We start from the raw sequence: 18,474 nt of genomic DNA on the forward strand, positions 1-18,474 counted from the left end.
CTAGCTTGATGACTTACAAAATTTCAATGTATCCTTCTGTTCCATTCACGCGAATTCGTTGCCCGTCCTTGATAAGCCTGGTTGCATTTTCCACGCCGACGACGGCTGGCAAGCCATATTCGCGCGCGATTACGGCGCCATGGGTCATGAGTCCGCCGACTTCGGTCACCAGACCTTTAATGGATATGAACAGCGGCGTCCAACCAGGATCGGTAAAGGAAGTGACGAGTATATCTCCTTCCTCCAGATGGGCATTTTCAATATTTAAAAGGACACGCGCTCTTCCTTCTATGACGCCCGAAGAAACAGGCAGGCCTAACAGTGCGTGATCCGGCATATTTTCTCGTTGATACGCGCCCGTAATGATCTCGCCTTCAGAGGTTATGACGCGCGGGGGCGTTAGTTTTTCGAAAAATCGGTAATCCTCTTTGCGTTTGTCGATGATCCGTTGATCCAGTTGGTTTAAGCGTGCGACTTCGTGAAGCTCTTCTAAAGCGAGGTCGTACACATCTTCTTTGGCACGGATGACGCCCGCTTGAACGAGTCGTTCCGCCTCTTTCAGAATGGCTTGCTTGTATACGAAGTAGCGACTAATCATGCCGTATTTCGGATATTCCCTGTAACCGATGAAGTTCCGGACAAGGTCGATCTTTTGCTTCGTTTCCAGCGCTTTTTGCTCGCCGTCAGGCAGTTGCCTCAATCGATTCAGCAGTTCTCGTTCTTTTTCGAGCGCCTCCTGGCGCCCCTGCTCGAATTTTTGCTTGCCGGCATTCGGTTCAAAGTTTTGGATGTGACCCAGAATCATGGGAACAAGGGCGAGCGGTTTTTCGCTCCAGCGGGTTCTCGTAATATCGATTTCTCCGGGGCAGCGCATTCCGTATTTGGCTAGATAATCGCGGATCGCGTCACGGGCCACTTTCCCTCCGTTGAACTGAACGATTTTCTCCAGAAAGTCATCCGCTTCCGTATGCTGCAAATAATGAATGACTTCCGGATAGGGGCGAATCTGATCCGCGACATCCAGCAGCGCCAGACCCATTTCCGAAGTAATATTATTCGGTACCGATTGAGAGAGCGTATCGGCCGCGTTTTTTTCGCCCAACCACGCATTTATGCGATCATTGATCCATGCTGAAGCATTCATGGCAGCCATAAACACAGCCGTACTCTGAGGATCGAACAAAATTTTCTTTAATTCCCGGATGTCCTCCAAAATAAAATCGAATAGCGCCGGTCCCGATTTCGTCTGAATGTTCTGCTTCAGCTCTTTAATCGATGCTTGGTTACGCATGATCAACTCAGAAACGATTGCGGGATCGAACTCGATCGGTGCAGGCGTGGCGGTATCAACTCTTGTCGGGGTCGACACCGAGGGATCATGAGGCAGCAATGCGATGAACTCTCGCTCTATGATTGTTTTGACCGCACCCGATATCAAGGGATCGGAATCCAGCACTTTTAACATCGCTTCCCGGCCGGCGGGGGTAGTCAGCCTGGGGGCAATATCGACAAACAACCTTCCACCGGCTTGGCGCATCGGTGCAGGCGTAATCAATAGGTAAAGAGACAAGCCCAACGGCTTTATGGGATCTGTCATCATTTGTTGATGTCCGACCGAAAGATAGACGTGATTTTGTTGATCATCCGCCTCAGGGATCGGAAATAACGTTGTGATCGGCCGACTCTGGACGATATAAAAAGTATCGTTAGTCAAGCACCATTCGATATCCTGCGGACAGCCAAAATGAGCTTCGATCTGCCTTCCGATTCGTGCCAACTCTAAAATTTGCCGATCGGTGAGGGCTTGAGACTTCTGCCGATCAGGCTCGATCCGCTTCTTTTCTGTCCCGCCCTCCTTCTTTCCGTAGATCGCCCAATTTTTAGCTGCAATCCGCTTCTCTACGACTTTCTCTTCCCGCACCTTATAGCAATCTGCATTGACCAAACCCGAGACCAACGCTTCTCCGAGTCCAAAACCGGCATCGATGGAAAGCAGCTTCCGGTTGGAAGTGACAGGATCGGCGGTAAATAAAATGCCTGAAGCCTGGGGAAAAATCATCCTTTGAACGATAACCGATACATACACTTGCCTGTGATCGAACCCCTGCTGCATACGGTATATGACCGCACGCTCCGTGAACAAGGAAGCCCAGCATTGTCTGATATGCCGCAAAATCGAGTCTTTGCCGATGATATTTAAGAAGGTGTCCTGTTGACCGGCAAAAGAAGCATGCGGCAAATCTTCGGCAGTCGCGCTGGAGCGCACCGCATAAGCATACTCTTCGCCGATGAGGGAGAGATATCGCGTTACTGCTTGTTCAACCTGGGAGGGGACTTCCGCTTCCAAAATGAGCTGGCGCACGGATCGGCTGATATCGACGATTTGGTCTCGATCCTCTGCTTTAAGCGTGGTCAGACGATTCAGCAGCATGGAATACTTTTCGTTCTGTTCAAGCGCTTTTTGAAAACCCGCTGTCGTTACGCAAAATCCTTCCGGTACCTGGATGCCCGGAATTTTCGATAATTCCCCTAAATTCAATCCTTTTCCACCAACAAGCCCAAGCTGCGTTTGATCCATCTCGTGAAAATCGAGCGCCCAAGTATGCATTTAAACCTCGCCCCTCACCTTAAATTGATAAAACAGTTGACAACAGCTTAGCGGCATTGTAGAATTAAAGTATAAGATGTTCTTTTTGTGACTATTTTTAAAAAAACAGTGTTGCTTAAATTTTAACATGATGTCCTTTTGGGCGCAAGATGAAGAACCTGGAGCGGTTATCCAGGTTCTTTTTGGTTTCCCTGCTTAGAATGGCAATCATCAAGGCATAGTTCTAGAGATTGTCTATTGACAGGTTTTAAACTATAAATTTCACCTCTTCGGTTAGTTATCATGCTATTATGAGCACCTTTCTGCTCTTACGGACTTTACGCACATACTAATAGCTAGATTCTATTCATAATATTTTGACGCATAAAGAATATCAGCAAACATTTTCCATGATGGTTGTTCTGGAAGTAGCTGATTTGTGTTTTTGTAGTAAGAATCCATCGTTTCAATCCATGATTCCATTGCCTCAAGGTAACTTTCTAATGAAGGATTTTCCCACTCTTCGTTATTTGAAATTAAATCTTTCCTAAGAGCAGATAGAAAAATGAGCAAATCTTCTTTTGTTTTTATTCCGTTTATCATTTCGTTTAGACGCATCATTGATCCGTCCGCCTTTAAGGATTCAGTAAAATATCTTTCATGAAATAATAATGTTTACTCTTGACGGGAGCATCTTTGATTAATGCAATTTCCTGGTAATCACTTTTCAGCCTTCATTTTGCTGCAAGCCGCCAATAAACCCTAACTACCGTTCTTCGCCAGATAAAATTGTACGATAGCAACCGTAACAAGAAAGATCACCAGGTAAATTGCGATTGTCGCGAGCAGCTTGGATTTTCCCTTTGCTCGGCTTTTCGGTGTCGTATACTTCATGACCATCGCACGGATCGCATCTTTTCCCGCCAAGTATCGCTGCGGGATCAGATGCCCGGCATTGCTGGCGATAAAAAGATTTATTCCTTTTTTATTCACGATAACTCTCTGCACGTCCGGCCATAGCACCTTGGAGGTTGTGGATTCGGATTCCATTTGAAATCCTTCCGGCGTAAATTCATAAATCTTCTTTTCTTGCAGGAACTTGTTTTGATAGCTGCGGACTGCGCCTCGGTAGAGCGCGATGGGAAAAAAGGCGCTGAAGAATACGAAGAACAGGCTAAATACATAGGATCCGAAAGGTTTTCCCTGCGCGATTTGTAAGATGGTGTAGGCAAGAAACAGGACGCCCATAAAGGAGATGATCCATAGGGCCCCGCTACGATTCATGTAGGAAAAATTAAAATCTACGATATCTCTGCTCGTCAGCTGGATTTCGATTTTCTCATGTTCTTCCATCCGAATTCTCCTCGATTCACATCATTAAATTGAATTGGCACAATTAGGAATACCCTCATCATCAACTTTTCGACACATCTCCAGGAATCCCCTTCAAAACGCAAACGAAAAAGCGGCGAGCTTTACCGAACCACTCGCCGCTTTTTTCGCTCCAATGTAACCTGCTCTCAAGCTATAACCGCTTGTTTTTCTTCTCATCGATGTAAATATCCAGTGCCGTAATGCCCCGCGTCGCCAGCTTGATGAACAAACCTTAAAATCCAAATATGGGGAGGACATTTTTGCCTTCCCCATCGTTTTCCATGATAAATTATTTAATAGATCGTAGGCACCATGCCCCCATCCATTCGGATCGGCGAGCCTTTGAACGAGGAGGCGTGAGGACTGCAGACGAAGGTGGTTAGCCTCCCGATCTCCGTCGGACGTATGAACCGCTGAATTTCCGATTGCGGCAAATTCTTCGTCATGAAATCCTTTTCTTTTTCCTCGAAAGTCATCTTTTCATCCGGATAAAAGCCTTCTATAATTGCTTGCACGTTCTCGGAAAGTGTCGGTCCCGGCAGGATCGTGTTTACCGTGACTTCAGTACCCTTGGTCAGCTTGGACAGGCTTTTGGCTAAGGACAGGAGCATCGACTTGGTCACCGCATAATGAGGCATCTGTCCCGAAGGCATTACAGCTTCCTCGCTCGCGATAAATAGAATGCGTCCAAAATCTTGTTTGATCATGGCGGACAAATAAAATTGGGTCAGACTGTTGGCGGCAAGCACGTTCGTGCGGATATATTTCTCCCACACGGCATCGTCCAGATCGTTATAGGACTTGAGCTCGTAAATGCCCATACTGTTGACCAAAATATCGACATGAGGGAATTTCTCGAGCAAAGTATGCCTTTGCTCTACGTCCACGAGATCCGCAGTCGCCTTCCGAGGCTTGGTATCCGGGAATTTGGTTTGAATCTCATCCACCGTAAGCGCTACTTCTACATCATTACGGCCATTTATTAGAACATGAACGCCTTCTCTGGCAAGTTCGATGGCGATCGCTTTGCCGATCCCCCTGCTTGAACCTGTTACTAATGCGGTTTTGTTTCTCAATTCCAGCTCCATCTGTCCCTACTCCTTATTCTGAAGATAGGGATCATGATAACGCGTTTGAGCTTGGCGGTAACTAGCGCGTTGCGTCAAAGTTCTTGCGCCGCGCGCCAATTCGCCGGCGTCGTGCCTTCCCAGGCGCGGAACGCGCGATGAAAAGAGTTGGGATCCTCGAATCCGACGAGGAAAGCGACCTCTTTAATCTCCAGCGAGGGGTCTGCTAAAAAAGCGAGTGCGTGCTCATGTCTGGACTCTGTCAGGAGCTGCTTGAAGCTCGCTCCCTCTTCCGTCAGGCGGCGCTGCAAGGTGCGATCGCTTAGTCCCAACGTTTGGGCTACGTTCAGTATGTCGATCCTCCCCTGCGATAGGCAGCGTGCGAGGATCCATTTCACCTTGTCGCTTACTTTTTGATTGCTCTGCAGCTCCGTCAACGAACGATCCAGGGCGGGCGTCAGAATATCGAGAAGCTCTTCATTGTAGGAGATAAAAGGGAGATCTAGGTCGCTGCGGCGCAGCATAAGCCGATTGACGTCCGCGCCAACCCGAACTTGGCAACCGAAGAAAGCTTCCAGCGCTTCGGTATCGCCCATTTCACCAACAAACGAAACGGATAGAGCCGTTAGCGGAAGATTCGTTCCTCGACGACCTAACTCCAGCAGATAGGCAAGCGTAGTACCGACCAAAATCGAGGGTCCAGGCTGCATGGCATGCGCCCATTCCAGTTCGATAATGCCGTAATCGTCCGTTTCTCGCATGCTCAAGTGCTCGGGCGGACACATCTGCTTGTATCGAGTCATTCGCGTTAGCGCATCCCGGTAATTCCGGGCATGGAAGGTCGATAAAGCGGCCGGCGGATATTGCGCCGTCTCGAAGCCGGTGGCCAGCCTGACGATTCCGTCGGCAATGTCGCCGACGAGCTCGGCGTAGGCCTGCCAGATCGCGTAATATTGCACAGTCGTGACGACCGATTCATTAATAATGGACAGCGGCAGACCGCATTTGTGCACAATATCTTGAGGGGCGAGCCCTATTTGTCGCATGCTGGCCCAAAAGCCCGGCGCGAGCTTCACTCGGTTAGTGGCGATTACGTTCAAGTCGTATACCTCCCGAGGCAATGTTGGCAATGCACAAAGGTAAATGGCCCACGGAGCCCGTGGACCATCGATTCTTTTGATTATAGCTTATGAGTAAAGATATTGCTCATAACGTTCTCTGGTTCATTTGTCAAAAATAAGCTTGCCCCAAGCCCATTCAATTGTTTCCGTTTATCTTCTCAAAATAAGGGGCGAGGCTGGCGGAGAGCCGTTCGAATTGCAGCTGCTCCTCATTGTTCAATAGATTCTCATGCTTGACCCCGTTTTTGTCGGTCATTTTTATCTTTAACTGCACCAACTGTCTGGTAAGCTTGGTATATTCTTTGAATTCGTCTTCCGTCAGCTTCCCTTTTGCAATCTGAAGCATTTGCTCAATCTGCTGATAATCCTCCTGCGTACCGCCGTGCTGTTCAATGGTCGCAGATGAACCGAATATATCGTCGGCAAGATAGGTAGACGCATATACGGCAGACGGAATCAGAATGGCTGCTGCGACAACGCCCGCGAGGATCCGTTTTTTCATACGTGATTCACCTGTCCTTTCATTTACAAAATGTAGATAAGACTGTCGGACCCGTAAATATAATTCATCCGGGACGATCATCGAATCAGCTGTCTGTTGCAGCTCTTCACGTAATTCCTTATCAATGGACATACGCGTCTTCTCCCTGCAATTCATAAAATTTCCGAAGCTGCTTTAACGCTAAATGATGTCTGGATTTCACTGTGCCAACCGGGATTCGTAGCAGGTTTGCGATTTCTTCCAGCGCGTAATCGTTAAAATAACGTAGAATGACGACCACGCGCAGCTTGTACGATAACCGAAAAATAAGATCGAACAACTCTTGCTGCAATTCTGAATTCTTGATGGCTTCGTCCGCCCGCACGAACGGTTCACAAGCCATCTGACGATTTCGTTCAAATAGGCGTATTCGACGCCAGGCCTTTCTCTTCCAATCCTGAATCCGACGAACAACGATTCCGTGCAGCCAATATCGGAATGGCCGATTCGGATCGTATGAGTCAATCGACCGCCACATCCGCAAGTAGACATCATTGACGATATCTTCAACGTCTTGTTTGTTATACACGAGAAAAGAAACGGTCCGATAGACTTCCTGGTTTGTCGCCTCATAGACCAGATTAAAGGCTGACTCGTCGCCTGATATTGCCTTTTCAAGCCAATGAAGCAACTCTTCATCATTCATGGGGGGCCCTCCCTGACTGTTACAACCCCTAATTCGCTCCAAGCGTGAAAAAGGTTCAGTTAGAGTGTAGTTCATCCGCTTCCTTGTATCATCCTGTTTTCAAGAATTGGAAACACACGAAAAGCCGTCAGGGAAGATCGAAGATCACCCTGACGGTCATATTGGGTTTGGCGGTCAGCAACCCGCGAAACTAGCGCCCCTGCCGCATCTCGTAAAGTTTGACGGCCAGATGAAGCTGCAGCCGGTCGTTCACCTTTTCCGGATCGAGACCGAGCAGCTCGTAGACGCGTTCGATGCGGTACGCGACCGTGTTGTAATGCGAAAAAAGCGCCTCCGCCGTCAGCTTGCCGTTCTCGTTGTGCTGCAAATAGCATTGCAGCGTTTTGAGCAGCTGCGTATTGTGCTTGCCGTCGTAGTCCACGATCGGCTTGACGATGCGGTCGAGAAATTCAATCACTTGCTCGGACTCGGGCAGCAAATAAAGCAGCTGATAGACGCCAAGCTGGTTGTAACGAATGTGGGCGTCGCGGATGCCGCATATCGAGCTGATAAAATGGATTTTGCGCGCTTGCTCGCAGCTGCGTCTGACCTCGTCGGCGGCGTCGACGGGGTCGCCGATACAGAACGAAATCTCAGCTTTGGATTCCAGTCCCAACAGGTGCGACAGTCGGTAGAGACATTTATCGAGCTGCTGGTTCAGTTGCTCTGCCGTCTCATGCGAGATGAGAAGCGCCATATGTCCGTCTAGCTGCGTTCCCCAGATTCCGTCCCGCTCCGTGCTGAATCGGCGGAATTGCTTAATCGCCTTGGACAGGAGCTTCGGGTTCGCATGCCTGTCCGGCAGCTTGACATAGATAGCGCTGTAGGCGCCTTCGCGAGCGATGCGGCATCCGCAAGCGTCCGCCCTCGCTTGGATGTCCTGCCGGGTGACGATGCGTCCGGTCAGCCAGTCCTGCAAAAATTGGTCGACGTACTTGGATTCGACCTCGCGCCTGGCGTGAAGATTGGCCAATTCAAGGCTGACCAGCACCCCGATTCGATCCATGGTCAGCTTATCCGCGTCATCCAGCTCCCGATTCCACTCGAGCAGCAGCATGCTGCACTCGTTGTCCTTGCCGTCCTCGTTCGAGATATACACCCGTATCCGGCGTTCGCGAACGGTCATGAAGCTGACGCCAAGCTCGATATCGTGGCATAGCCGGGCCCATTCCTGCGAATCTTCGTTTCCCGGGAACAATTCCTTGGCCATGGGCGAAAAGTAAAGCTGGTTGGAGCCGTCCATCAGGACGACGGGATTCAGCAGCGTCTCATCCAACTCGCCGAGAAAATCGTCGATTCCCCCGCCATGCAGCAGCTTCTTCGACAGCTTTTGGTATCTGAACTGAAGCAGCGTCAGATGCCTCGCTTCCTGGACCAGCACCCGCTCCATGACCTCGCGGACAACGTCCGAAAAGGACGTCGGGAGCGGCAGCTCGATGATCGGAATATCGTATTGATTCGCCATCTCCAGCACGGCAACGGGAATTTCTTCTATATATCTTCTCGTCTTGATGCCGAGCGCCGCCACGCCCCGCTCCGCGAGCTGCGGGATCATTTCTGCGATTCGATCGGGATCGTCGCGAAAAGGAAAGCCGCTGGTCACGAGAAACTCGCCGGGCCGCACCCAATCGATCACGTCCGGCACTTCCATGACGTTGACCCGATTGACTGCCCGATCCATTCCCTTGTGACCCGCGAGTACGATAGCGCCTTGCAGATTCGGAATCAGCAGCAGATCGCGGCAGGTAAAGGCCAACGTGTCGTTAATCATAGTCTAAGCTTATCGGTATAGGTGTCTTCGACGAGGTGCGTGTTAAAGTAGGCGTTCTTGGGCGCATCGGACTCCACGGGCAGGAAAATGCTGATCTGCTCGCTCGGCGAATCTCCGACGCAGGCGACGGAATGGACGACGCCTGCCGGCACGTGGAACGTATCTCCGGCTTTGTAAAGCGTCCAAGATCCGTCGCGCAGAAGCTTGACCTGGCCCGCCGTAATATGAATAATTTCCGCAACGTCGTGATAGTGGGGAAGAACGGCGCCGCCAACCCCGATTTTCTCCCACAGCACCGAACTGATCCGAACGCCGAGTTCGTCCGCTTGCGAGGCGTTCACGATCTCCCTGTGATAAAGGTGCCAATGGTTGGGCATCAAGCCCCATTCCATTTCGGCTCCGACGATTACCTTCGTTTCCTCCGCTTTGATCATGTTATCGTACTCCTTCACGGTTTCTTGTTTATTTTCGGTCAAACCTTCCTCCAGCTCCCGGCGGCCGTGACATCTTCCGCAGCCGCATCTTGCGACGCGTATGCTTCGCATACGAACCCGGGCACCTCGGTTCCGTCCGCCAGCTCGATCTTGCCGATCCCGAGCGGCGCAGGTATGCTTGCGGCAAACCGACCGAACGTATCCAGCGGCATCTCCCAAATTTCCAGCTCGATGGACGATCCGCCATGCGCCTGCTTGACGAGTCCCGGCTTGGCGGGGGAGGTCGGCAGTTTGTACAGCTCGTATTTGGAAGCCGTCTTCTCTTCCTTGACGAACACGGCGCCGTGATCCTTCATTTGCCGCTCAAGCGGGAAACCTCTCATATGCAGTCCGCACACAGCTACAAGTGTCGTGATCGGCAGTTCTTCAGGGTATCCGGCCGTAGGCCGCTGCGTCTCCCCCGAAGAGCAGGCCCACCGATCGGCGAGGAGCGTCAGCATGTCTTCTCCGCCCGACGCCGCGAACAGCGTAATCCCGAACGGTACATCCGGCGCGGCTTCCCCAGCCGGAATGGCAATGGCGCACAGGTCGAGCAGATTGCAGTGATTTGTCCAGCGCCCCATATCGCTATTCGTTTGAATCGGGTCGCGCCTGACCTCGTCGCGGGACCACGTTCCGCCGGCCGTCGGCAGTAGGAGCACGGCGTGTTCGAGCAGCTTGGCCGCTTCAAGCTTCAACGCCTGTATCCGGTGCATGGCCGTAAAAACCGCAGCGGCATCGTGCCGACCGCCCGAACCGGAGCGCAGCACCTGCTCCGTCACGGGAAAAGTAACGCCGGGATTCGCCTCTACGAACTCGCCCAACGCCGACCACCGTTCGGCCACCCACGGCCCATCGTAAAGGACGGCGGCGGCTTCCGCGAACAAGGCATAATCGATCGTTTGTACCTCGATGCCAAGCTGCGCCGCCTTCTCCTCCGCTCGTCGCCAAGCCGCTTCGAACTGCGAAGCATAAGGGCCGAAAAACGGCCAGTCTCCGCCGGGAAGCAAAATGCGCCGCGGCAGCTCGGACGGCAGCCGAGCGATCGTTCGGGACCACGGATCCGAAGCGTCCTGTCCGCGTGCGACCCGGTCGACGCGCATCGCGTCTTCGAGCTCATGCGCGAACACGGTCACGCAGTCGAGGCTGCGGCATGCCGGAACGACGCCGCGCGTCGGCCACGCCCCGAGGCTCGGCTTCAAGCCGATCAAGCCGTTCAGCGCGGCGGGCACGCGTCCCGATCCCGCGGTGTCGGTGCCGAGCGCGAACGCGGCATGTCCGCGCGCCACGGCGACGGCCGATCCGGAGCTGGAGCCGCCGCTGATAAGCTCGGGCTTCAGCGCGTTGTGCGTCTCGCCGTAAGGGCTCCTCGTTCCCACGAGGCCGGTCGCGAATTGGTCCAGATTCGTTTTGCCGAGCGGGATCGCTCCCGCTTCGACCAGTCGTTCAACAACGGAAGCGTGAGCGTCCGGCGTATAAGCGTATTCAGGACAGCCCGCCGTCGTGGGGATGTTCGCAAGGTCGATATTATCCTTAATGGCAAAGGGGATTCCCCACAGGGGCGCCGATTTGTCCAATGTATCCAGCTTATTCAGATAAGGCTCGAGCGCTTCGATCTCCGGAGGCGCGATCCAGATATTCATGTCCCGGTCAGCGCGAGCGCGGCGGACGATCTCTTCTACGATATCGCGCGGCGTAAGCTCGCCGGCAGCGTATTGTTCCCGCAGCCAGGCTGCGGTCATTCGAAGGGGGAAATCTGCAGCAATCATGATCGGCGTTTCCTCCTTGTCGCTTGCTATCGTCTCTTTGTTCTTAAGGCCGCAGCGCTATGCATTCGCGCGCCGGAAAATGACGGCTACAGGTCCTCCGCCAGCCGGGCCTTGATGCTCGGCACCGCCGGAGACGTAGATCATCGGGTCGCCGACGATCGATGCCAGCACGGCTCCTACGGCCGCTCTCGCATGACGCGTATGGTTAATATCCGAATCGTTAAGCATGGTATGTCTGCGGCCGCGGACAAGTCCGGTCGGATCGGCTTCGGCCTTGGCGAGCACCTGTACGACCTCCGCGCCGGGATTGTCAGCAAGCATCGCGAGCAGCGGCTTCGCGTCGATCGCGTCGGCCATGACGCCATGGCTCATGTACAAATCGCCGCTTGCTTGCGCCGAGTTGCCGAACACGATTACTTCGCAGTAGTCGAGCTCGCTTCCCGACGACGTGGACGCGACTTCGCTGTACTTGTCCCACGACTGGCACACATCTTCATCGCTTATCTCCGCGAGATCAATCTCTCCGAGCGCGACGGCCGCGCCAAGCGCGGAAGCCCCGCGGGAATACCCCATCGACTTGTACGTATCGTCTACCGCGACTTCGGCTCCCCGTGCACGGGCGTTCGCCATGTCGGTGTCCGTCAGCAGCGGACATTTGATCTGCACGAAGTGCACGTCGGCAGCCGCTTCGATGCGCGCCTCCGCCATGGCCCGGCTAACGGCAGCCGATACTTCAACGATCTGCGCGGAGCGCCCGAGCTCTTCCGGCAGGAAGCGCCGGGTATGCGCAACGCCGACCGCAAGCGACTTCGAGCCGATAGAAGCCGTTGCAGTCTCCGACGTTTCCGAGCGGCTAATGACCGTAAAGTGCGGGGCGAGCACGCCTTCCGTGCCGCCAGACATTATGAAGGAGATGCGGTCCGCCGCTTCTGCTCCGATGAGTCCGGCAAAAAATCCGCGAAGAGATTGAACCGCGTATCCTCTCGTAAAATCGTTGACGCAGCCGTTGCCTTCGGTTTTTCCAAGGACCGCGATCACCTGCGACGGATGAATCCTTCCTTCTTCGATATAAGCCCGCAACGATCCGATATCGCTTGGAGAAGCTGCGGGCACGCGTACGACCGAGATGTTCATGCCTCATCCACCTTCTGCCAGAAAATGACCTTTTTTTCGACGGCTGCGATAATGCCGAACAAGATAAGCCCTGCAACCGCAGCTGCCGCGATTGCGGAAAACATAATCGGCGTATCCAAATGATAAGAAGACAAGAGCACCAAATATCCGAGTCCTTTATTCGAGCCGACGAATTCTCCAACGATGGCGCCAACGATCGCAAGCGAGCTGGAAATTTTGAGCGCGGACAGGACATAGGGAAGACTCGTCGGCAGCCGCAGCTTCCAGAAAATCTCCGCCTTTGTTCCTTTATAGGCCGAAAACAGCTCCCATGCTTCGTGCTCGACCGCTTTTAAACCTTTAACGCTATTAACGAGTATGGGAAAAAAACAAATAATCATGGACGCGGCCACTTTGGACCAATAGCCGGTTCCCAGCCAGATGACGAGCAGCGGGGCAAGCGCTACGACCGGCGTCGTCTTGAGCGCGATCGCCAGCGGAAATATGCCTTTCTCGGCCGGACGGGAATGGACGAACAGAATCGCCGTCAGGAATCCCAGCACGTTGGCGAGCAGAAACCCGAGTACCGCCTCGTACAGGGTCACGCCCATATTGCGCAGCAGTTCGCCGTCGATAACCTTGGCAATGTCCGAGGGGGCCGGAAGCAGATAAAGCGGAATGTCGAAAATCCGGACGACGGCTTCCCAGATCAAAATCAAGCCGACGGCGAAGGCGATGGGATACAGAATGTCCTTGAATTTGGTCGTCATAGCGCCTTCACCTGCTTTCGAATTTCCCTGACCGTGCTTAAAAATTCCGGGAGCTCTTGCATATCCGCCTCGCGCGGGTGGGACAACGGCACGTTCACGATGTCTTGGACCTTGGCCGGTCGCGGCGACATCATGACGATCCGGTCCGACATGAGCACGGATTCCTGGATCGAGTGGGTGACCATGACGACCGTGTTGAGTCCCGTGTCAGGATTGGCCCACAGGCGGAGAAGCTCGATGTTGAGCTTCTCCCTCGTGAATTCGTCCAGTGCGCCGAACGGTTCGTCCATCAGCAGGACTGACGGATCTGCCGCAAGCGCTCTGGCGATCGCGATCCGCTGCTGCATGCCACCGCTCAGCTGCTGCGGAAAGTGGTTGCGGAAGTCGGTCAATCCGACGAGCTCCAGCGACCACTCCGCTTTCTCGCGGCGTTCGGCCTTCGATTGCTTGGCGCGCTGGGGTCCGATGCTAAGCGGCAGCTCGATGTTTTGAATCGCGGTTTGCCAGGGCATCAGCACCGGCTTCTGAAAGACGATGCCGATCTCTTCCCGGGGCACGTGATGCACGATCCCGCCGCCCTGATCGGGCGACAGAAGTCCGAGGATGAGCCGGAGCAGCGTCGACTTGCCGCAGCCGCTCGGACCGAGAATAGACAGGAACTCTCCGCGCTGGATATCGAGAGACACCTGATTCAATACGCGTACTTGGCCGAACGTCAGCGAGCAGTCTTTTATGGAAATGGCATTGGCATTTATGCCCGGTTTGGCGTTGGAGCCAGTGGCGCGTTCTCTGGCAGACCCGGCGATGCTATGAATGGCCGCCATCGGCAATCTCTCCTTTATTGTTGAATGAATTCGTTCGTGAAGGCTGCGGGCAGGTCCTGCTTCTTCTTCAGGAAGCCGATGTCGATCAGGCTGTCTTGCAGCGTGCTCCATTCCGACTCTTCCATCAAGCCGAGCGAGCCCTTGTCGGCTTCGAGCAGCGGGATGCTGGCGTTCATCATTTTCGTCTCGTGCTCAATATTGAGCTGGTCGCCATACTGGACGGTCACTTGCGCAGCTTCGTCCGGATGGTTGATCGCATAATCCCAACCCTTCATCGTCGCCTGCACGAAGCCTTTGACGGTCTCGGGATCCTTCTTAATCATTTTCTCGGTCGTGAACAGCGTATCCGCGTAGAAATTAATGCCGTAATCGCTCGGATAGATCACGTTCACTTCCTGACCTTGCTCCTGAGCCGCGATGACTTCATTGATCACGTAGCCCGGCCAAGCTTTGACCTGTCCCGTAAGCAGCGGGCTGAGATCGTATTTGACGGGCATCTCGCTGATCGATTTGGCTTTGATGCCTGCTTTATTGACCATGGCCCGGTAAGTGAGCTCCTCGTTGCCGCCGAGCTTGACGCCGACTTTTTGACCTTCGAGATCCTTCATCGACGTAATGCCGGAGCTTTTAAGCGTGAACAGCACGAACGGAGACGAGCGATAAATGACGGACAAGGCGACGACCGGCGCTCCTTTTTCGCGGGACATGAGAATCTGATCCGCCCCCGTTACGCCGAAGTCTTCGCTTCCCGAAGACACCATTTGCACGGACGGAAAGTCCGAGCCGCCCGGACGGATATCTACGTCGAGACCGGCGTCTTTGTAGTACCCTTTCTCCTTGGCGATATAGAAACCGGCAAACTGGGCTTGATTGATCCATTTCAGCCGAACGACTACTTTTTTCAGGTCCTTTGTGCCGGCATCCGCGCTTGCTGTCGAAGCTGCCGCTGACGTCGCTGCCGTTGCCGACGGAGCCGCATCGCCAGCCCCCGATTGATTGCTGCCGCCTGCGCTGTTGCCGGCGGTATTGCTGCCGCAACCTGCAATCGCCACTACAGAAGATAACAAAAGCACGGACATCCATTTCCCATTCACTTTACGCATTTTCCCATTCCCCCATTTTCCTGTTTATAAAGATTCCAAAGCTTTGATCAGCTTGCCGGAATCGGACACGCTGCCGAACACGCCGCCTTGCATCTGCACCATATGAAGCGCCGCTTCATGATTGGACGGATCGGTCGCTCCCGTGCAATCCTCTAAAATGAGGCATTCATAGCCGCGATCGTTCGCTTCGCGCATCGTCGTATGAACGCAAACATCGGTAGTGATTCCCGTTAGAATGAGATGCGTGATACCGCGGGTCTTCAGGATCAAGTCCAGGTCAGTGGCATAAAAGCTCCCCTTACCCGGCTTGTCGATGACCGGTTCTTCCGGCAGCGGCGCAAGCTCGGGAATGATCTCCCAGCCCGGCTCTCCCCGCACCAGGATTCGACCCATCGGTCCTGCAGAGCCGATTTCGGCCCCTGCCTGCCGGCTTCTCCAACGTTTGTTCGCCGGCAGATCCGATAGATCCGGTCTGTGACCCTCTCTCGTATGAATGACCGTAAACCCCGGTATTTCTCTGACTCTCTCAAGCAGCCGCGAGATCGGCCCGATCGTCCTTGCGGTTAACGACAGATCGTAACCCATCTGTTCGACGTAGCCGCCTTTGCCGCAGAAGTCGGTTTGCATATCGATAATCAAAAGCGCTGTTTTGTTCGGTTGAATCTTGCCGTCATAGGGCCACGCATAAGGTGTCGCTTCTACCGTCATGTCAGGTCCTCCTGTCTATCAAGTCTGTTTCCTTTGTATTGTGTCACATTATATCACGCTAAATAAGCGATATCTTTGTTATTATTCCAATATTATTTGCACTATACTTGTAAAAATCACTAAACTAGCGACTTGAATAACTTTTTGTGTCATTTATATGTAATATATTGAGTCATTCGCTAGCGATCCGACAATAAAGAGAACGTTAACTTTCTAAGCTATCCGGTTAGGCTATGAAACTTTTTCCAAAAGGACGGCGTCTAAACCAAGAAGCGGTAGAACAATATGGATGAGGTGTAAATTTGAAAAAGGTTGGCTTCTTTGCGATGCTCGCAGCTCTCATTTTTTGTCTGTCGTTTGCAGGACAAGCACGCGCCCAAACTTCCGGGGCTACCATCGTACTGGACGGTCAAGCATTGTCGCTCCAGAAAAAAGACAAGGTCGAGATTATTAAAGGCAGCGTCATGGTCCCTCTCCGCGTCATTGCCGAGAATCTGGCTCTGCTGGTGAGCTGGAATCAGCAAAAAGCGCAGGTCAAAATTTTGACTGGAACCGGCGACATCGAGCTGACGATCGGTCGTATGACCGCCAGCGTCGGCGGCGCCGAGTTGAAGCTGAATGCCGCTCCAGTCAATCGATCGGGCACCACGCTCGTGCCGCTGCGCTTCATCGGGGAAGCTGCAGGGTTTGAGGTGGGCTGGGACAATACGAAGAAGGTCGTGACTTTGGCTTCGTCCGAAGCTTCACAACCTACGCCGACGCCGGCAGCTTCGCCAACGCCGATACCGTCTTCGCCTGCTTCACCGACACCAACGCCAGCGCTGTCGCCGACACCATCTCCGGGAACGACGCCGACGCCCGCTGCTTCTCCATCCCCCGTTTCAGGAGGACAGATCAAGGGCATCGGCTGGAGCGATGACCGATTGGCGATCTCGTTCGTCGGAAGTCTGGTTCCGAAAACGTACGCCGCCTCCGATCCCGCGAGCATCGTCGTTGAACTGCCGAAAACATCGTTCGATCCTGCATTCGCGTCGATTCAGAACTTTGATGCAGCTGCGCAATCCGGCGCGTTTGCCGTAACGGATAGTTCAAATGCATCTCGGGTGAAGTATGCGGTGACCGATATCGCCGCCCAGACCATCGCGATTACAATAGAGCTGACCGGGAACAAGACCTTTACCACCTACCAGGAAGCCGACTTTGAGACGAGCGTGTTCGTGATCGATCTTAGAACGTCTGCCGTGCCGACACCTACGCCAGCCATTCCGGACAACGGCAAAAAGATCGTCGTCATCGATCCGGGTCATGGCGACGGCGACCCCGGAGGCGTAGGCGCGACCAATAAGCTGGAAAAGAATTTCAACTTGTCGCTGGCGCTTAAAGTAGAAAGCTTGCTGCTGAACGAGCCAGCCTTCCAGGTTCTTATGACGCGTCGCGACGACACCTTTGTCCCGCGGCCTGAACGCGCCTCGCTTGCCAATGCCGCAAACGCCGATGCCTTCGTATCGATTCACGCCAACATCGCGGAGGGCAAGCCGACTGTGCGAGGCACGGAGACTTATTATTATAAAAATAGCGGTAAAGGCTTGGCGGACATTATGCACAAGCATGTACTGAGCGCTACCGGCTTCACTGACCGCAAGGTCAAGAACGCGAATTACCAGGTGCTGCGCGAGACGACGATGCCCGCCACGCTGCTCGAAGTCGGTTTTCTGTCCAATGCGACGGAAGAATCGATCCTGTTCAGCGACAGCTTCCAGAACCGGGTCGCACAAGCGATCGTTGACGGGCTAAAGGAATACTTCGGCGTGAAATAAACACTTAGGCATTAAAAAAAGCCCGCGATTTTCGCGGGCTTCAATTCATTTTACAGCTGGTATGCCATTCATTCTAAAAGACCCATCTTTTCGTATACGGCCTTCGTGACGACGCCGCTAGGGACGAGACCGTTTTGACGCTGGTATTTTTTTAATGCGGTTGTCGTGGAATACCTGAATCTGCCGTCACAGGGACCGTCGTAATATCCGGCGCTTTGCAAGCGGTTCTGAATGAGCTGAACGACTGCGCCGGCATCCCCTTCGCTGATCGGTTTCAACTCCTGATTCGCTTCGCCTAGCACATGGCCGAATATGGTTACTTTTGTTCCGACGGGGATGATCTCGTATAATTCCTCGACATCCCGATTTCGCATTCGGATACAACCGTGGCTGGCATGCTGGCCGATGGAAAACGGCTTGTTGGTGCCATGAATGCCGTATACCCCCCAGGGCACGTTTAAACCGATCCAACGCGAGCCGAACGAAGGACCCCAATTTTTTCCCTTATACGTGACGATGTATTCGCCTACGGGAGTTGGCGTAGAAGGATTGCCGACCGCGACCGGGAAGCTTTTGTAAGGAATATGGTCCAGATAAACCAATAACCGATGCCGCTGCGGGAACACCTCGATCGTGATAAGGCCGGTATCTTTGACGATGGGAAGCGCCGGGTTCGCGCTTGTATTTAATGGCATAAATGATTGCATCAAAAAGAATAAAATCAGCATGCCGCTAACTTTTATCCGGTACC

General features: G+C 53.3%; 17 protein-coding genes. 1 reads left to right on the forward strand and 16 read right to left on the reverse strand.

Features of this window, described 5'->3' with window-relative positions; translation table 11 throughout:
- Positions 1-13: 13 nt before the first annotated feature.
- The 15 genes from ppsA to biuH form a co-directional block, all read right to left on the reverse strand.
- Entirely contained in the window at positions 14-2,608 is a 2,595-nt protein-coding gene (ppsA, locus tag KB449_RS12930) for a phosphoenolpyruvate synthase (RefSeq protein WP_282908772.1), read from the reverse strand.
- A 342-nt stretch (positions 2,609-2,950) separates the two neighbouring features.
- Entirely contained in the window at positions 2,951-3,208 is a 258-nt protein-coding gene (locus tag KB449_RS12935; protein ID WP_282908773.1) for a DUF7660 family protein, read from the reverse strand.
- A gap of 141 nt (positions 3,209-3,349) precedes the next feature.
- Positions 3,350-3,940, reverse strand: coding sequence for a YcxB family protein (locus tag KB449_RS12940; RefSeq protein ID WP_282908774.1), 591 nt, complete (start codon positions 3,938-3,940; stop codon positions 3,350-3,352).
- Positions 3,941-4,254: 314 nt separating this feature from the next.
- Complete coding sequence (locus KB449_RS12945; protein WP_282908775.1) at positions 4,255-5,049, reverse strand: SDR family NAD(P)-dependent oxidoreductase; 795 nt, start codon at positions 5,047-5,049, stop codon at positions 4,255-4,257.
- A gap of 74 nt (positions 5,050-5,123) precedes the next feature.
- Positions 5,124-6,128 carry a helix-turn-helix transcriptional regulator gene (locus tag KB449_RS12950; protein WP_282908776.1) on the reverse strand — a complete coding sequence of 335 codons (1,005 nt, stop codon included), beginning with the start codon at positions 6,126-6,128 and terminating at the stop codon, positions 5,124-5,126.
- Between the two features lie 157 nt (positions 6,129-6,285).
- Positions 6,286-6,783: a DUF3600 domain-containing protein gene (locus KB449_RS12955; RefSeq protein ID WP_282908777.1), complete on the reverse strand. Its 498-nt coding sequence runs from the start codon at positions 6,781-6,783 to the stop codon at positions 6,286-6,288.
- Positions 6,773-7,336: a sigma-70 family RNA polymerase sigma factor gene (locus KB449_RS12960; RefSeq protein ID WP_282908778.1), complete on the reverse strand. Its 564-nt coding sequence runs from the start codon at positions 7,334-7,336 to the stop codon at positions 6,773-6,775. Before KB449_RS12960 ends, KB449_RS12955 begins: the two co-directional genes overlap by 11 nt.
- 190 nt (positions 7,337-7,526) lie before the next feature.
- On the reverse strand, positions 7,527-9,146 hold the full coding sequence (locus KB449_RS12965) for a PucR family transcriptional regulator (RefSeq protein ID WP_282908779.1): 1,620 nt from the start codon (positions 9,144-9,146) through the stop codon (positions 7,527-7,529).
- Positions 9,143-9,580 carry a cupin domain-containing protein gene (locus tag KB449_RS12970; protein WP_282908780.1) on the reverse strand — a complete coding sequence of 146 codons (438 nt, stop codon included), beginning with the start codon at positions 9,578-9,580 and terminating at the stop codon, positions 9,143-9,145. The genes KB449_RS12965 and KB449_RS12970 overlap by 4 nt, the downstream gene beginning before the upstream one ends.
- A 38-nt stretch (positions 9,581-9,618) precedes the next feature.
- Positions 9,619-11,388 (reverse strand): allophanate hydrolase, encoded by a 1,770-nt coding sequence (gene atzF / locus KB449_RS12975; RefSeq protein WP_282908781.1) that lies wholly within the window; start codon positions 11,386-11,388, stop codon positions 9,619-9,621.
- A gap of 57 nt (positions 11,389-11,445) precedes the next feature.
- A complete protein-coding gene (atzD, locus tag KB449_RS12980) occupies positions 11,446-12,522 on the reverse strand; it encodes a cyanuric acid amidohydrolase (RefSeq protein ID WP_282908782.1) in 1,077 nt (358 codons plus the stop codon).
- Positions 12,519-13,271, reverse strand: coding sequence for an ABC transporter permease (locus tag KB449_RS12985; RefSeq protein WP_282908783.1), 753 nt, complete (start codon positions 13,269-13,271; stop codon positions 12,519-12,521). The genes atzD and KB449_RS12985 overlap by 4 nt, the downstream gene beginning before the upstream one ends.
- A complete protein-coding gene (locus KB449_RS12990; protein WP_282908784.1) occupies positions 13,268-14,095 on the reverse strand; it encodes an ABC transporter ATP-binding protein in 828 nt (275 codons plus the stop codon). Before KB449_RS12990 ends, KB449_RS12985 begins: the two co-directional genes overlap by 4 nt.
- A gap of 14 nt (positions 14,096-14,109) precedes the next feature.
- Positions 14,110-15,198, reverse strand: a complete 1,089-nt coding sequence (locus KB449_RS12995) for an ABC transporter substrate-binding protein (RefSeq protein WP_282908785.1) — start codon at positions 15,196-15,198, stop codon at positions 14,110-14,112.
- A gap of 24 nt (positions 15,199-15,222) precedes the next feature.
- The gene (biuH, locus tag KB449_RS13000) at positions 15,223-15,906 is read right to left on the reverse strand and encodes a biuret amidohydrolase (RefSeq protein WP_282908786.1); all 684 of its coding nucleotides are present in this window, start codon (positions 15,904-15,906) and stop codon (positions 15,223-15,225) included.
- Between the two features lie 302 nt (positions 15,907-16,208).
- Between biuH and KB449_RS13005 the strand changes: the two genes are divergently transcribed.
- Positions 16,209-17,723, forward strand: coding sequence for an N-acetylmuramoyl-L-alanine amidase (locus tag KB449_RS13005; RefSeq protein WP_282908787.1), 1,515 nt, complete (start codon positions 16,209-16,211; stop codon positions 17,721-17,723).
- A gap of 68 nt (positions 17,724-17,791) precedes the next feature.
- On the opposite strand, the gene KB449_RS13010 is transcribed toward KB449_RS13005, so the two are convergent.
- Positions 17,792-18,418 carry a L,D-transpeptidase family protein gene (locus KB449_RS13010; protein ID WP_282908788.1) on the reverse strand — a complete coding sequence of 209 codons (627 nt, stop codon included), beginning with the start codon at positions 18,416-18,418 and terminating at the stop codon, positions 17,792-17,794.
- Positions 18,419-18,474: the final 56 nt, after the last annotated feature.

Origin of the sequence: Cohnella hashimotonis, assembly GCF_030014955.1 — a bacterium.
GTDB lineage: Bacteria > Bacillota > Bacilli > Paenibacillales > Paenibacillaceae > Cohnella > Cohnella hashimotonis.

Excerpts from the sequence above, each read along its gene's own strand:
- ppsA (WP_282908772.1), bottom strand. The coding sequence starts at position 2,608 with ATGCATACTTGGGCGCTCGATTTTCACGAGATGGATCAAACGCAGCTT.
- KB449_RS12935 (WP_282908773.1), bottom strand. The coding sequence starts at position 3,208 with ATGATGCGTCTAAACGAAATGATAAACGGAATAAAAACAAAAGAAGAT.
- KB449_RS12940 (WP_282908774.1), bottom strand. The coding sequence starts at position 3,940 with ATGGAAGAACATGAGAAAATCGAAATCCAGCTGACGAGCAGAGATATC.
- KB449_RS12945 (WP_282908775.1), bottom strand. The coding sequence starts at position 5,049 with ATGGAGCTGGAATTGAGAAACAAAACCGCATTAGTAACAGGTTCAAGC.
- KB449_RS12955 (WP_282908777.1), bottom strand. The coding sequence starts at position 6,783 with ATGTCCATTGATAAGGAATTACGTGAAGAGCTGCAACAGACAGCTGAT.
- KB449_RS12960 (WP_282908778.1), bottom strand. The coding sequence starts at position 7,336 with ATGAATGATGAAGAGTTGCTTCATTGGCTTGAAAAGGCAATATCAGGC.
- KB449_RS12965 (WP_282908779.1), bottom strand. The coding sequence starts at position 9,146 with ATGATTAACGACACGTTGGCCTTTACCTGCCGCGATCTGCTGCTGATT.
- KB449_RS12970 (WP_282908780.1), bottom strand. The coding sequence starts at position 9,580 with ATGATCAAAGCGGAGGAAACGAAGGTAATCGTCGGAGCCGAAATGGAA.
- atzF (WP_282908781.1), bottom strand. The coding sequence starts at position 11,388 with ATGATTGCTGCAGATTTCCCCCTTCGAATGACCGCAGCCTGGCTGCGG.
- atzD (WP_282908782.1), bottom strand. The coding sequence starts at position 12,522 with ATGAACATCTCGGTCGTACGCGTGCCCGCAGCTTCTCCAAGCGATATC.
- KB449_RS12985 (WP_282908783.1), bottom strand. The coding sequence starts at position 13,271 with ATGACGACCAAATTCAAGGACATTCTGTATCCCATCGCCTTCGCCGTC.
- KB449_RS12990 (WP_282908784.1), bottom strand. The coding sequence starts at position 14,095 with ATGGCGGCCATTCATAGCATCGCCGGGTCTGCCAGAGAACGCGCCACT.
- KB449_RS12995 (WP_282908785.1), bottom strand. The coding sequence starts at position 15,198 with ATGCGTAAAGTGAATGGGAAATGGATGTCCGTGCTTTTGTTATCTTCT.
- biuH (WP_282908786.1), bottom strand. The coding sequence starts at position 15,906 with ATGACGGTAGAAGCGACACCTTATGCGTGGCCCTATGACGGCAAGATT.
- KB449_RS13010 (WP_282908788.1), bottom strand. The coding sequence starts at position 18,418 with ATGCCATTAAATACAAGCGCGAACCCGGCGCTTCCCATCGTCAAAGAT.